Origin of the sequence: Coleofasciculus sp. E2-BRE-01, from assembly GCF_040221695.1 — a bacterium.
Taxonomy (GTDB): domain Bacteria; phylum Cyanobacteriota; class Cyanobacteriia; order Cyanobacteriales; family Coleofasciculaceae; genus Coleofasciculus.
Genome location: NZ_JAVKEA010000153.1, coordinates 1 through 14,426, shown reverse-complemented (window position 1 = coordinate 14,426; position 14,426 = coordinate 1). Strand labels below are relative to the sequence as shown.

Here is a 14,426-nt window from a genome sequence, read left to right as displayed (position 1 = left end):
CGGGGAAGAGAGGTTAACCATGTTTCTCCTATTTTGGCAACGTGCAAGTTCACGCTTATGAGGCGTTTACCGCTTCTGATCAGGGGCATTGTGTTACGATCTTAACCAATTTTAGGATAGCTTTACATTTTCTTCATAAAAACAGCTAGGGTGGAGGGATGAGGGGTAATATCAGGTCTGGTAGCATCGTTATTGTTATTACTTATCGGTAAACGGTTAAAAGGGTAGAAAGCTGTAGACTAAAAATAATTAAGCATCTAGTTTAAATTGAGTCGAAGTGGTCTACCGAATTTGGCAACGTTGTTTCTGGGGAGTCTCACTGTTCCTCGGTGTTTTCAGTTTGGCGGTAGCGGTTGCAGCCCAACCTGCACCCGTGTTTATTCCGTTTATGGGACGTATCCAAAAAAATTTGCCTGTGGGGTTAGCCATGCGCTTACCCACTGAGTTACGAGTGAATGATCTGTTGGATATTGATCCAAACCAACTGATTGTCCGGGTTTTTCCCTCGGAAGCCCCCCCAAGTTATATGGTAAGTCTGTTTACCTGCGATCGCGCTCCGAATTCCTGCTTACTGGGTAGCTTTTCGGTACACCCCAAGGAGTCGGCGAGTGCGAGGCGTGATCTCCAACGCCATGAAACCCTAGGCGATCGCATTACTTTAACGCCTAATGTGGCGGGATATCTGATTGAAGGACCTCAGCAAAATCCCTCCTACCCTTTCTCTACGGTGATGTGGCAGCAAAATGAGATGATTTATACGATTAGCTTTCCTGCCATTGAACGACAGAATATTCTCTACATGGCGCTTTCTATGGCAAGGGAACAAGGGTTTTATCGTCGTTAGTCATTGGTCATTTGTCATTTGTCATTCGTCATTGGTTAGGGAATGGGGAATAGGGAATAGGGAATAGGGAATTCATAATTTATCCTTCAGAACTTGGCGGATGACATCGGCTGGAACTTGATCGGTTATGGTGACATGACCGATTTCAGTAGGCAAAATAAATCGCACTTTGCCATCTTTGACTTTCTTATCGGTTTGCAAGGTATCAATAATCGCATCAATATCCAATCCTGGTGGTAACTGAGTCGGTAATCCGGCTTTCTCAATTAACGCCTTTTGACGTTCCGCTTCCTGGGATGTCCACATCTGAAGTTCTACAGCAATTTGACCCGCCGCAACCATGCCAATCGCCACCGCTTCGCCATGATTAACCACTTTATACCCGGTTAAACTTTCAACGGCATGACCAATTGTATGACCATAATTTAAAATAGCTCTTAATCCGGCTTCTTTCTCATCCTGACTAACAACATCGGCTTTGGCTTGGCAAGAACGGGATAAAATAAAGGACAATAATTCATCCTCTAAATACCGCCGTTGGTCGAGACGCTTTGTACTCTCCAATTTAGTAAATAAGTCAGCATCCCAGATTACGCCATATTTAATCACCTCCGCCATTCCCGCCCGTAATTCTCGTGGGGGTAAGGTTTGTAAGACTTGCGGATCAATTAACACAAAGCGGGGTTGGTGAAACGCACCAATTAAGTTTTTGCCTTGGGGATGGTTGACTCCTGTCTTACCGCCAATGGCGGCATCCACCATGGCTAACAGGGAGGTGGGAACTTGCACTACATTAATCCCCCGTAACCAGGTAGCCGCCGCAAACCCGGTCATATCCCCAATTACGCCTCCCCCTAATGCCACCATTGTAGAAGACCGTTCTAAGCGATTCTGGAGGGCAGCATCATGGATTTTTTGAATGGATTTGAGGGTTTTGTACCGTTCGCCTGCGGGTAAGGTACAATGAGACACCTGATAGCCAACCAACTTCAGCGCCGCGATCGCCCGTTCCCCGTAGCGGCGAAAAATGGCGGGATTGGAGACGAGGAGAACCTTTTTCCCTAGTTTCAGCCGACTCATCCAGACGCCGATATCATCCAAGCTTCCTGGCGCGATCGCAATATCGTAAGACTGCGGTGGTACTTCAACCCGAATCACTGATTTCATCTGATTTGCCCCAAGCAACTGTGGGCTGTATTTTATCCCACTTAATGATTTAATGGTTTAAAGTAAGACGTTTTTGAGAGAACGGTAAATGTCTGGATCTGGAATTGTTGCCTACTTTTTAATCCTCGGTGGTGCTACGGGTGTCGCCCTAGCCCTGTTTTTTGGTCTCAAAGCGGTCAAATTGATTTAAACCGAGAGATGAGTATAGCCGTGAACTAAAGTTCCGGCTAAAAGCTAAAACCCGTTAAAACGGGTTAAAATGTCTAGTCAGCTTTAGCTGACTTTAGCTATCAGCCGGAAATTTATTTCCAGGCTGACTCAAGTTCCGGAACCCAAGCTCGCCTCCCGTTTAAACGGGTTAAAACCTCTAGTCAGCTTTAGCTGAGTTTCGCTATCAGCCGGAAATTTATTTCCAGGCTGACTGCAAACGATGATTAGAGGTAAAGCCAGGAAAAACCTGAGCAACCTGATTCGCATTAAGTTGTATATGTTGCTCTAAGATGGATGCGATCGCGTCTCGAAAATCGGTGGTGACGGCTAAGTCTCGTCCTTGAAATAACGCCGATTCACTCAAACCTGACCATTCCCCATAGACTTTACCACCACGAATCCCACCCCCTAACATCCACATCACGTTACCATGTCCGTGATCCGTCCCGCCATTGCCATTCTCTTTTACCGTGCGACCGAACTCCGATAAGATTGCGATCGCAGTATCGGAATAGACTGATCCTAATTCCTGGACTAGAGTCACTAATCCTTGTGCCAAAGATTTCAGTTTATTGGCAAACTGACCCTGACTACTTCCCTGATTAATATGGGTATCCCAGCCACCTAATGCCATGAATGCCAATTGAGTCTGGGAATCTCCAACCATTAACCTCGCCAGATTCCGGGTATCTTTAGCAAATCCATTTGGAGGGGGTGCGCCGTTGTCAGCTTCCCGCATTTCAGCCGCCAGGGTAGCCAGCAAAATTTCTCGCGCTTGTTGTCCTTCCTGATAAGCTAGATGAATCGGATCATTCCCCTGGTAAAGGCGTTCAAAGGCTGCATTGAGTTGAGAACGGTCTACTGACAGAGAACGGGTGGCTTTATTTCCCGGTGGTAGACTAGCCACAGAACTGTTACCCATCATAATAGACGAGATCATCGAACCGATATTAACAGCTTGAGTGGGTCCTGCTTGAGGGAGAGTTGCTAACAGCCGATTCATCCAACCATCGGACGTGGTTTTATCGCCAGGAGTTCCACTTTCCATATAGGTTTGAGCATCAAAATGAGAGCGAGTGGTATCCGGTGATCCGCAAGCATGGACAAACGCTAAACTGCCTTGTTTCCATAACGGCATCAGGTCAGCTAAGGCAGGATGCAAGCCAAAACGACTATCTAAATCTAGCACTCCTCCCTTTTCTTTGGGTTGGGGAATAGCAATTCTGGGTCTGGCTTCGTAGTAGTCTGGGTCTTGGAAGGGAACCACCACATTTAATCCATCGATACCACCGCGCAGGAATATGACAATGAGTCGCTTGTTGGTAGTCGTGGAAGCCATTCCTCTAGCCGCCCAACCATGCAACCCAATCGGAGTAAGTCCAGCAGCAGTCAAGAGGCTAGCGTATTGTAAAAATTTGCGTCGGTTCATGGGGATAAGTGACGGAGAGGGAGGATTGAAAGTCGGGGCGGTTTAGCTGTTGCACACACAAAGGATATCATTAATCACAGGGTAAAAGAGTCAGTTTGTCAAGGTTGTGGCAATAGAGATTTTTGGCGATCGGTTTTGGCATAGTATCCATAGTCCGGGCGGATTGACGCTAAAACTATTGTCTAATAAAGGTTTGACAGTATTCAAAAGGGTTAAAACGTCTAGTCATAATAAACAATAAATGAGGTGATTAAACTGTATAAAACTATTCCAATTAAAACTAATTTTACTGATGAGGAGAAAGCCTATTGGGTGAACCAGTGCCAGAATGCTAACAGCTTAATTAATTGTGCAATTTATCACACTAGGCAGACTTATTATCAGTGGAGGGAAAAGCAGTCCAACGCTCTTGCTTTTTATTGGCGAAGCGATGAATTTCGGTGTGGCTGGAAGCTTTACAGGTGTCGCACGACTTACCCTGAGCTAGACAAGCAGCTCAAACTTAACCCGCATTATAAAGCACTAGCCGCTCAATCTGCACAGCAAACGTTGAAGTCTGTAGGTGAGTCAATCAAGAGTTACAATGGTTTAGTTGATGCTTATTATCAGGGTGAAGTTAACCGTCCATCATTACCTGGCTACAGAAAAAAAGGTGGTTTGGCGGCGGTAACTTTTCCCAAACAGGCTTTAACTTACAAAGATGGATGTTTTCGCCCATCCATCAGCAAAGAATCTAAACCTGAATTAATTACTCAGGTTGAGTTGCCATTGCCAGAGTTCATTGATTCAGATTGGGTCAAAGAAGTGACGGTTCGTCCTTGGCTTGGTGAGTTTTGGATTGATTGGGTGATAGACGACGGAAAAGAACCCGTCAAAGTCAACCCCAGTCTGGATTATTCCCAAGCGTGGGGATTTGACCACGGCGGCACTAATTGGTTAACCGGAGTATCAACTCAAGGGAAGAGTCTGATCATTGATGGGCGCAAGCTCAAGTCAATGAATCAGGGGTATTGCCGCTTAGTCGCTAAGTACAAACAGGGTAAGCCCGAATTTCATTGGGATGGCAACCTAGACCGAGTGCAGCGCAAGCGGAATAACCAGATGAGGGATGCCATTAATAAGGCGGCACGATTCATCATCAATCGGTGTTTAGCTGACGGGATCGGCAATCTGGTTATTGGGTGGAACGAGGGACAGAAAAACAGTCCCAAGATGGGCAAACGGGGTAATCAAAACTTCATGCCCATCCCCACAGGCAGACTGATTGAACGTCTCAAGCAGCTTTGCACGGAATACGGAATTGTACTAACCCTGACCGAGGAAGCTTATACAAGCCAAGCATCATTCTTGGATGGTGATTCATTACCGAAGCACGGTGAAAAACCCGTAGGGTGGACACCATCGGGGACGAGAGTGAAACGTGGACTTTATCGGGTATCTGGCGGTCAATTGATTAATGCCGACTGCAACGGGGCATCAAACATAATCAGGAAAGTAGCCACACATCTAGGAATAAACCTAGCCAAGGTGGGTAAGGGCAGCTTGGCACTGCCGAAACGATATGACCTGTTTTCTCACTTGAGACGATCATATCGTGAGAAATGTGAAGCGACAGTCTTTCAAGCTGTCGCGTAACATCAGCTCAGAATCCTCTCTCTTTTAAGGAGAGGAGATGTCAATCAAACATGGGCGGTTCTTTAAGCTGATTTTCCGAAAAACTGAGGGGACTATGGGAAGGGGGTAAACTATTCACTGTGGCAGGTGTGCGAATTCGTTCTAGCTGACTCAATGCCCAACGCGCTGTTTCCTGAACATCAGCCTCCGGATCATCTAAGGCATAGGATAATAACTGACTGATTTGTGCCACTAATTCATACATCAAGGTCACATCCCGAATCGCGTTTTTACGCACTTGGGGATTATCATCCTGTAGGGAAAGCGCTAACGCCCGATTCATCGGTTTGAGTGTCTTCATGCCAATTTGGGATAGCGCCTCTACAATTAAGCTGCGCTGCTGAGAATCAGACTCTAGCATTAGATTCACCAACGGTTGTACCGCCCTGGAATCCCCCCGTTGTGCCAGTTCCCAAATCGCTTTGCGTCGTTTGGCTGGATCAGAGTCTTGTAAGTCTTTAATTAACTGATTTACCCCATTTTTTTTCGCTAGCCGATTCTTGGGTTTAGTCAGTGAGGTTCTAGGTGAAGGTTCAACAGGGGATGACGATTCAGTCAGGTGGGAGTTAGTTACGCTTAATCCTGAAGGATTGTATCCATTTTTATCGACTTCAGAAGCAGGAGATGGGGTATCAACCGATGCGACAGGTGATGATTCTAGCCCATTGCTACTCGACATTACCATGGGCGGTTCCGGTTCCTCTGGAGGGAAAGAGGGCGGAGAATCCTCGGCTTTGGCAGAGGCTTGCCCTTTTTTGGGACTATCCAATACCTTGATTAAAAAGAATAAGCCTCCACCAAATACGACTAAGGTTCCAGACAAACCGGCGAGTATCCACAAGAGTTGCTTGCGCTGGCTGTTGGATTGAGCTTTTTCAGCATTTTGGTTGTCCTTCTCAGCGTTTTCTACTTCCGCCGGAGAATTATCAGGTTCAGGAACTTCCGCCGCCGCTGCTTGCAGCTTAGTCCATGTTGTTAAACCAACAACACCATCAGCGTTGAGATCGATTGACTCTTGAAATTCAATAACGGCAAGCCGGGTAGTGTCTCCATAGACGCCATCAGTATCGCCCTCATAGTAGCCTAGCTTTTTCAGACGAGTCTGTAAGGCTTGCACCGTTTCGCCTCGACTACCCACTTGCAGGGGTAATTCCTCAATGCCTTTAGGACTTGGGGATTGGGCGAGGACTAGGGGTTGGGATAGGTTAACCGAAGAATGGGCGATCGCAGGATTTAATCCCACAAAAGAACCAATGCCCATAAACCCACCCAGGCAGGTCATATAGGCAGCTAGAAACACAGGGGAGCGATGGCAAGTCATAGGGAAATTAGGAACTTGAAGGGTTTGCCATGATAGTTTGCCTATTGTAGTCTCACTCCAAGATAGCTCAGATCCTTACTTGTGACGTACTCCTATATTAAATGCCATTCCTCTCATGTCAAATCGAAGATTTTGATGTGAGAGGCAATGGCTATTTAAGCTGAAATAGGTTAGCGGGGTAATCCTTCTACTTCAGAATCCTGAAGTTTGATCGGTAAAGCAATTAACCCCATCGCCTTCAAGCTGCGGATAATGCGATCGCTAGTCGTTAAGGGTTCGGCGGTAACCGTTTGATTGACAGTCGTCCAGGCTTGGCGGAATGATGCTAATCCCTGAGCAATTTCCTGACGCTGATTAATCAAATAGATACTCACTAACGTTAAACTGACGCCTACCCATTGCAAGGAACTCAAGACTTCCCCTAAAAACAGATTGCCAAATAGCAGGGCAAACACAGGAGTCAGAAACGTCAAAGCGCTGAGACTGGTGAGATTCCCCTTAGAGGCAAAATAGAAGAATAACCCGTAGGCGATCGCACTACCAAATATTGTTGAGTAAGCCAGTGCCATCCAACCACTTAAGTCAATGTTCACCCACTGTTGAGATTCCCACATCCCCGACAGCGCAAACAAGGGTAATCCGCCTAAAATCATGTGCCAACCTGTCGCCACAACCGGATCGGCATATCGACAGATAAAGCCAATGAGTACTGTTCCCACAGCCATCGACAGGGACGCCAGTAACATCAGCCATTCCCCATTTTGAAACAGATGCTGCCAACTCAATTCCACAGTTGTCATATTGCCATGGAGCAGGCTCACAATCCAGGCATCGGGCAACCCAATCAAACTAATGCCCACAATACCAATTGCCAGTCCTATGCCACCCCACAGACCAATAATTTCACCAAACAGCCAACCTGACAGTAAGGCTACAGCTAAAGGCTGAGAATCAATCATCACCGAACCCAAGCCAGCCCCGGTTCGCACTAAGCCCTCGGCTAAAAATCCTTGAAATAAAGCACCATCTATCAACGCAAACAGGCTAATCCATAACCAAGCTGCCCACCCTTTAGGCTGAGGACGCCCCATCATCGACGCTGCAATTAGGATCAGCACTCCAGCAGGGACTAAACGCACTCCTGCCATAAATAGAGGAGTTGTATCAGGAATGACGCCTTTCATCGCGACCATCGCTGTCCCCCACAGGAAAAACGGTGCAATCAAGAGTAAGGGGGCAAAAGGAGATTGGTTGGTTATTTTGAGCTGCATAAGATCGTGTTTATTATCAACGCTGGGGATCAACCCGATATATTTTTTTACGATTCTTTACATAGATTGTACTAAATTTTTACTTTATGTTAAGCATACGAGCCAAAAATGTCATGGGTTATTGTCCTTTGTCCTTCGTCATTCGTCATTCGACAGGTCTGTGCTGAAAACATGATTCGGACAAAAAGTCTGAGATCGTGCAAACTGGTAAAGTAATATAGCGGTTCTCACGCTGGCTAACGTATTTAACGTGGCGGGACACCGCTTCGTGTCTACATCCCTATTTTTGAAACGATATGCCCTGGCCCTTTAAGCCTAAATCGCGTAAACAAATTGCTCGCATCGAAATCACGGGTTTGATTGCTGGTAATACTCGCCAACGGGTACTAGACGCGCTCAAAACCGTGGAAGAAAAGAAATTTCCTGCCTTACTGTTGCGAATTGACAGTCCTGGCGGCACCGTGGGTGACTCTCAGGAAATCTACAGCGCCTTGATGCGCCTGCGGGAGAAGGTAAAAATTATTGCCAGTTTTGGGAATATCTCCGCCTCTGGGGGAGTTTACGTTGGTATGGGAGCTGAACATATTGTGACCAACCCCGGTACGATTACAGGAAGCATTGGCGTTATCCTGCGCGGTAATAATCTAGAACGCCTCTTGGATAAGGTTGGAGTGTCCTTCAAAGTTGTTAAATCGGGTCCTTACAAAGATATTCTGGGGTTTGACCGCGAACTCACTGAGCCAGAAAAGACGATTCTGCAAGAGATGATTGATACGAGTTATCAGCAGTTCGTGCAAACTGTTGCTGAAGCACGAAACCTAGCGGTGGAAACGGTGAGAAGCTTTGCTGATGGTCGAATTTTTACGGGTCAGCAAGCCTTGGATTTAGGGGTGGTTGATCGCCTCGGAACGGAGGAAGATGCCCGTCGCTGGGCAGCCGAACTGGTGGGTCTTGACCCAGAGAAAACAAAATGTGAGACGATTGAGGAACCTAAGCGCCTCTTGAATCGTTTGATTCCTGGCAATACGGGTCGGATGAACTCGGGGTTATCGGCAGGGATAAATTGGTTAGAATTTGAACTATCGACCAGTGGTCAACCGCTTTGGCTCTATCGACCTTAGGGGTTTGCTCCAGGTACAGGGGAGCAGGAGAGCAGGGGTGCAGGGGAAACAAAAGAGCTAACTCACGCACCATGCCCTCGAAGCTTGTGAAGGGTCAAAGCTCAAAACCTAGTCAGGGCGGGTTTTGTACAAAGGTTACCATCAATAGCTGGCACGAAAATCCCTAAACCCGCCCCTACAAACCAGATTCCCTTGAGCGAAGCGAAGGGTCAAAACTCAAAACTTTTTAGGAGGATATCAACAGTGGAGTGGCGTGTTCGAGCGATTCGTGGGGCAACAACGGTGTCAGAAAATACGGTTGCAGCAATTCGAGAGGCTGTAACAGAACTTTTAGATGAGATAGAAACCCATAATCAGATCGACCACGAGGAAATGATCAGTGTAATCTTTACAACGACACGGGATTTGGATACGATTTTTCCTGCCGCGATCGCACGCGAACGTCCTCATTGGGAAAATGTAGCATTACTCGATCTCCAACAAATGCATGTAGAAGGAAGCCTGGAACGCTGCATCCGATGCCTCATCCACATTAATACCCCAGTGAGCCAAACCGAGATTTATCACCCTTATCTGCGTCAAGCAAAAAACTTACGACCCGATTGGAGTTTAGCGCAATTAAGTTCATCTCCCTTATAAGGGGTGTCATTTGTCCTTTATCGTATGTCCTTCGTCGTATTAGCGCTTCAGGAAGCACATCCTTTCAGGGAACAGGGAACAGGGAACAGGGAACAGGGAACAGGGAACAGAGAAAAGGAAATTATAATGGATAATCCAGAATTTATCTTGGCAGGGGTTTGGGGAGTCGTAAGACCCACGCTGTAACATAAGATTCAGCGTTGGGATACACGACTCCCCAACGTTAATTTAGGTAACTCAATGCTACCTAAATTAACATTTACAGCTAAGCAACTCTCTAATAAACGTCTTATGATAGGGGCATGCTGACATTTAACTATTGCTACCGAATCTACCCAGACGCCACTCAACAACAACGGTTGATTGAGTGGATGGAAACTTGCCGCCGTGCCTATAACTATGCACTGGGGGAGATAAAGGATTGGTGCAATAGTCGCAAATGTTTGATTGATAGATGCTCTCTAGCAAAAGAGTACATCATTCCAGCAGATACTCCATTTCCCGGTGAACTAAGGCAGCTCAACAACCTGCCAAAGGTTAAGAAGGAATACCCCAAGCTAAGGGAAGTTCCCTCTCAAGTTCTTCAGCAGGCAATAAAGCAACTGCATAAAGCCTGGGATTACTTTAAATCTCGCGGGTTTGGCTTTCCTAGGTTCAAGAAGATTGGGCAGTTTAAGTCGTTGCTATTCCCTCAATTTAAGGAGAATCCAGTAACGAACCTTCATGTAAAGCTGCCAAAACTGGGAACAATTCCAATCAACCTGCACCGCCCTATTCCATCGGGTTTTACGGTTAAACAGGTGCGAATTACCAGGAAAGCCGATGAATGGTATGCATGTATCAATATTCAGTGTGATGTCAGTGTCCCTAATCCAAGACCTCATGGACACCCAATTGGGGTAGATGTGGGATTAGAGAAGTTTTTGGCTACCAGCGATGGAGTTGTTGTCAAGCCGCCTAAGTTTTTTAAGGCGCTACAAAGCAAGCTTAAATTGCTGCAACGTAGACTGTCTAGGAAACAGAAGCGGTCAAACAATTACGAGAAACAACGGCTCAAGGTTGCTCGACTTCACCACTACATTGACAATATCAGGAAAGACTTTCACTTCAAGCAAGCTCACGCTCTTTGTGATGCTGGCGACATGGTTTTCATGGAAGATTTAGACTATAGAGTTAGCGCCAAAGGGATGTTGGGTAAGCAGATGCTTGATGCGGGGTTTGGTCAATTTCGTACCATTACCCAATATGTGTGTTGGAAGCGTGGAAAGTTTTTTGCTGTTGTTGATGCCAGAGGCACTTCTCAGGAGTGTCCTGAATGTAAAGGTGAAGTCAAAAAAGACCTAAGTGTTCGGGTACATGATTGCCCTCACTGCGGTTACAAAACCGACAGGGATGTTGCTAGCACTCAGGTAATCAGAAACCGAGGGATAAAGTTAATTAGTACCGATGGGCTATCGGGAAAGGAAACTGCCTGTGCAGCCGATCTACCGGGGGTTGAGGTAACTCAAAACCATCCAAGTGGCGAAACCCCGAAAGGGAATAACCAGGAAATCCTCAAAGTGATTTGGGGAGGACCCACACCATAATTTTCAATTTGGTGTGGGAGGATGTCACTTGTTATTTAAATAACTTGATGTTCGACTCAGAGAAATGTCTCGCCCTGTAGACAAACTCCGCCGCATAATCGACGCCAGAGACTCACGTTTGCGTAAGTCCAGCATTTCGGCAAGACTCTGCTCATCCTTATCCAACGGATTTTTTTCTTGATCAGGTACGACGGTTACTTCAGTTTCCGGATCATAGGCAACTGTCTCGGAAGAGTCCAGCGTCTGGATTGCTGCTGTATTCGCCGCCGATTGCGGGGATTGGGAAACTTGACGGTGATTTACGGGGCGTCGCCGTTTTTTGCGCCGACTTGACTTAGACGGTTTGATAACTTGACGACGTTGAGTAGATTGCCTAAATGCCTGAGTGACTAACCAAGAACCGGCAGCACAACCAAAGGCTAGACCCAAAAATAAAGTAAGGGGTAAACCTTCTTTTGGTGAAGCGTTTTCTGGCGAGGAGGTTATCGGAGAGTTCGATAAGGGTGTCTGTCTTGCGGTTGATTCCAAAATCGTTGAAACCAAGGGTTTCGGCACAGATTTATCTGACTCAATCCGCCCAGGATCGAGTAAACCAACTGCTGCCACAGTGCTAATCAAGACGAGAAAGCCCCAGATTGTTCCCCAAAAGACAAAGGGATACCTGTTAACGAGCTGCTGTAATACCTGTGGGTAATTGTGCTGTTCGGAAGAATGGTCAGATGAATTGAGCATTGACGCCCTTTACAGTCAGGATCAACTTGAAAACGCGACGCTTTGCGCCTTGAGAGTAGAAAAACCACTATGCTGAAGGAATTTTAACATGGTTTCTTGGACAACATGACAAAAATCCTCTCAATGCCATTACTCCAGATGCGCTAGCATTAACAATCGCAAGGCATAGTTTAAAGGGTGATCGAAGAGTATGACAGGAGAGCGAACATCTACACTCAGCATTCGCGAGCAAAAGCAGCAACCGCATCACCCGGATAGTCCTGCTCACACTCGCCTACCTCATGGCAGATCATCACGCCCAACTTGGACGATTGAGGAGAGTGAGAAACTTTATCGGATTCAGGGATGGGGAGAACCCTACTTTTCGATTAACGCCGTCGGTCATGTGACGGTTTCCCCTAAAGGCGATCGCGGCGGTTCCCTGGATTTGTTTGAATTAGTCGAAGCGCTCAAAGGACGTAATCTGGAACTCCCGTTATTAATTCGCTTTTCCGATATCCTTGCCGATCGCATTGAGCGCTTAAATGCTTGTTTTGCCAAGGCGATCGCTCGCTATAATTACCCCGGTCGTTACCAGGGGGTTTATCCGGTCAAGTGTAATCAACACCGACATCTGGTCGAAGAGTTGGTGCAGGTTGGACACCCTTATCAGTTTGGCTTAGAAGCGGGTTCTAAACCGGAACTGATGATTGCCCTAGCCACCTTAAAAACTGATGGCGCTCTGCTTATCTGTAATGGTCACAAAGACCGAGAATATATCGAAACGGCACTGCTATCCATGCGGTTGGGACAAAAACCGATTATTGTGATTGAGCAACTCGAAGAAGTCCAGCTTGTGATTGACATTTCGGCAAAACTCGGTATTGAGCCGATAGTCGGTGTACGAGCCAAACTGAGTACAAAAGGGAGTGGGCGTTGGGGAGAATCCACAGGCGATCGCGCTAAGTTTGGTCTGACGCTTCCGGAGATCCTTTCCTGTGTCAATCAACTCCGGGATGCTGGATTGCTCAACGCCTTACAGTTATTGCACTTTCATATTGGCTCTCAAACCTCTGCCATTAGCGTGATTAAAGATGCGATTCGAGAAGCCAGTCAAATCTATGTCGAGTTGCGTGCCTTGGGCGCTAATATGAACTATCTGGATGTGGGGGGGGGTTTAGCCATTGACTATGACGGCTCTAAAACCAACTTCCACGCCTCGAAAAATTACAACATGCAGAATTATGCCAACGATATCGTTGCCGAGGTGAAGGAAGCCTGTGAAGCCCGCCAGATTCCCGCCCCGGTATTAATTAGTGAAAGTGGTCGCGCGATCGCCTCTCATCAATCCGTACTCATCTTTGATGTCCTCAATACCAGCGATGTTCTTTCTGGAGAACCTGCACCTGCTCACCAGAACGAACATCTGATTATCCGTAACCTCTGGGAAACTTACGGAAATATCACTGTCGAAAACTACCAAGAAGCTTACCACGACGCCATTCAATTTAATGAAGAAGCCAAAAGCCTCTTCAATCTCGGTTATCTCAGCCTGACTCAACGGGCTAGAGCCGAACAATTGTACTGGGCGTGCTGTGAGAAAATTCTCAACATTGTTAGAACTCAGGACTATGTACCTGACGATCTGGAAGACTTAGAAAAAACAATGGCGTCGATTTATTACGTCAACTTATCGGTCTTTCAATCAGTTCCCGATTCCTGGGCGATGAACCAACTCTTTCCAATTATGCCCATCCATCGGCTGAATGAGGAACCCACCTGTCGAGGTATCTTAGCCGATTTGACCTGTGACAGTGACGGCAAAATTAACCAATTTATCGATCTGCGGGATGTTAAATCCGTGCTGGAACTGCATCCATTAAGAAAAGCGAAAGTACAGGAAAACCAGGGTAGTGGCGGGGAGTTTACGGATAAGGTAACTCAATCGACTGTTCTAGAGAAATCGGGAACAACCTCTCATCCTCAAACCAGAGAACCCTATTACCTCGGCTTATTTTTAGTCGGAGCTTACCAAGAAATTATGGGCAATTTACACAACCTGTTTGGCAACACCAATACTGTCCATATTCGACTCGCACCCAGAGGCTATGAAATTGAGCATCTGGTTAAGGGAGATACCATAACAGAAGTATTGAGTTATGTACAGTACGACGCTGAGGACTTAGTGGAAAGCATTCGTCGTCGCACCGAACAAGCTCTACGAGAGAATAGCATTACCTTGGCAGAATCCCAACGGTTGCTGCAAAACTACCAGAAAAGTCTGAGTAGTTATACTTATCTGTCTTCTTAGCCTGAAGTTCCCCTTTGACAAATCGCTACACCGTATGCGTATCTTGGCTTAGGGCGATTTGGCTTTTGGCGTCACTGGGTACAAATCAGGCTGACGCCCAATAAATCTAAAGCCTTTCTTTGTACAGGAGTTGGTTCGGTTA

General features: G+C 46.6%; 12 protein-coding genes. 7 read left to right on the top strand and 5 right to left on the bottom strand.

Annotation, left to right across the window (positions count from 1 at the left end):
• Positions 1-277 precede the first annotated feature (277 nt).
• Positions 278-844, top strand: coding sequence for a hypothetical protein (locus tag RIG66_RS19055; RefSeq protein ID WP_446380331.1), 567 nt, complete (start codon positions 278-280; stop codon positions 842-844).
• A gap of 72 nt (positions 845-916) precedes the next feature.
• On the opposite strand, the gene aroB is transcribed toward RIG66_RS19055, so the two are convergent.
• Entirely contained in the window at positions 917-2,011 is a 1,095-nt protein-coding gene (gene aroB, locus RIG66_RS19050) for a 3-dehydroquinate synthase (RefSeq protein WP_446380330.1), read from the bottom strand.
• An 88-nt stretch (positions 2,012-2,099) separates the two neighbouring features.
• On the opposite strand from aroB, the gene petL reads away from it, so the two are divergent.
• On the top strand, positions 2,100-2,201 hold the full coding sequence (gene petL / locus RIG66_RS19045) for a cytochrome b6-f complex subunit PetL (protein ID WP_044207473.1): 102 nt from the start codon (positions 2,100-2,102) through the stop codon (positions 2,199-2,201).
• A gap of 216 nt (positions 2,202-2,417) precedes the next feature.
• Here petL and RIG66_RS19040 read toward each other — a convergent pair whose 3' ends face one another.
• Positions 2,418-3,650 (bottom strand): DUF1501 domain-containing protein, encoded by a 1,233-nt coding sequence (locus tag RIG66_RS19040; protein WP_446380329.1) that lies wholly within the window; start codon positions 3,648-3,650, stop codon positions 2,418-2,420.
• A gap of 255 nt (positions 3,651-3,905) precedes the next feature.
• Between RIG66_RS19040 and RIG66_RS19035 the strand changes: the two genes are divergently transcribed.
• Positions 3,906-5,285, top strand: coding sequence for an RNA-guided endonuclease InsQ/TnpB family protein (locus RIG66_RS19035; RefSeq protein ID WP_446380346.1), 1,380 nt, complete (start codon positions 3,906-3,908; stop codon positions 5,283-5,285).
• 40 nt (positions 5,286-5,325) lie between these two features.
• Here RIG66_RS19035 and RIG66_RS19030 read toward each other — a convergent pair whose 3' ends face one another.
• Together RIG66_RS19030 and RIG66_RS19025 are read right to left on the bottom strand one after the other, a co-directional pair.
• Positions 5,326-6,645, bottom strand: a complete 1,320-nt coding sequence (locus RIG66_RS19030) for a peptidoglycan-binding protein (RefSeq protein ID WP_446380328.1) — start codon at positions 6,643-6,645, stop codon at positions 5,326-5,328.
• 170 nt (positions 6,646-6,815) lie between these two features.
• Complete coding sequence (locus tag RIG66_RS19025; protein ID WP_446380327.1) at positions 6,816-7,916, bottom strand: DMT family transporter; 1,101 nt, start codon at positions 7,914-7,916, stop codon at positions 6,816-6,818.
• A 296-nt stretch (positions 7,917-8,212) separates the two neighbouring features.
• Between RIG66_RS19025 and sppA the strand changes: the two genes are divergently transcribed.
• From sppA to RIG66_RS19010, 3 genes are all read left to right on the top strand, one after another.
• Positions 8,213-9,037 (top strand): signal peptide peptidase SppA, encoded by an 825-nt coding sequence (gene sppA / locus RIG66_RS19020; RefSeq protein WP_446380326.1) that lies wholly within the window; start codon positions 8,213-8,215, stop codon positions 9,035-9,037.
• A 243-nt stretch (positions 9,038-9,280) separates the two neighbouring features.
• Entirely contained in the window at positions 9,281-9,676 is a 396-nt protein-coding gene (gene aroH / locus RIG66_RS19015) for a chorismate mutase (protein ID WP_446380325.1), read from the top strand.
• 302 nt (positions 9,677-9,978) lie between these two features.
• Entirely contained in the window at positions 9,979-11,262 is a 1,284-nt protein-coding gene (locus RIG66_RS19010) for an RNA-guided endonuclease InsQ/TnpB family protein (protein ID WP_446380324.1), read from the top strand.
• Positions 11,263-11,286: 24 nt separating this feature from the next.
• On the opposite strand, the gene RIG66_RS19005 is transcribed toward RIG66_RS19010, so the two are convergent.
• On the bottom strand, positions 11,287-11,994 hold the full coding sequence (locus RIG66_RS19005) for a hypothetical protein (RefSeq protein WP_446380323.1): 708 nt from the start codon (positions 11,992-11,994) through the stop codon (positions 11,287-11,289).
• A gap of 190 nt (positions 11,995-12,184) precedes the next feature.
• On the opposite strand from RIG66_RS19005, the gene speA reads away from it, so the two are divergent.
• Positions 12,185-14,284: a biosynthetic arginine decarboxylase gene (speA, locus tag RIG66_RS19000; protein WP_446380322.1), complete on the top strand. Its 2,100-nt coding sequence runs from the start codon at positions 12,185-12,187 to the stop codon at positions 14,282-14,284.
• The last annotated feature ends 142 nt before the right edge of the window (positions 14,285-14,426 follow it).

What these genes read in the sequence shown, in the direction of transcription:
- aroB (WP_446380330.1), bottom strand. Translation starts at nt 2,011, where the DNA reads ATGAAATCAGTGATTCGGGTTGAAGTACCACCGCAGTCTTACGATATT.
- petL (WP_044207473.1), top strand. Translation starts at nt 2,100, where the DNA reads ATGTCTGGATCTGGAATTGTTGCCTACTTTTTAATCCTCGGTGGTGCT.
- RIG66_RS19040 (WP_446380329.1), bottom strand. Translation starts at nt 3,650, where the DNA reads ATGAACCGACGCAAATTTTTACAATACGCTAGCCTCTTGACTGCTGCT.
- RIG66_RS19030 (WP_446380328.1), bottom strand. Translation starts at nt 6,645, where the DNA reads ATGACTTGCCATCGCTCCCCTGTGTTTCTAGCTGCCTATATGACCTGC.
- RIG66_RS19025 (WP_446380327.1), bottom strand. Translation starts at nt 7,916, where the DNA reads ATGCAGCTCAAAATAACCAACCAATCTCCTTTTGCCCCCTTACTCTTG.
- sppA (WP_446380326.1), top strand. Translation starts at nt 8,213, where the DNA reads ATGCCCTGGCCCTTTAAGCCTAAATCGCGTAAACAAATTGCTCGCATC.
- RIG66_RS19010 (WP_446380324.1), top strand. Translation starts at nt 9,979, where the DNA reads ATGCTGACATTTAACTATTGCTACCGAATCTACCCAGACGCCACTCAA.
- RIG66_RS19005 (WP_446380323.1), bottom strand. Translation starts at nt 11,994, where the DNA reads ATGCTCAATTCATCTGACCATTCTTCCGAACAGCACAATTACCCACAG.
- speA (WP_446380322.1), top strand. Translation starts at nt 12,185, where the DNA reads ATGACAGGAGAGCGAACATCTACACTCAGCATTCGCGAGCAAAAGCAG.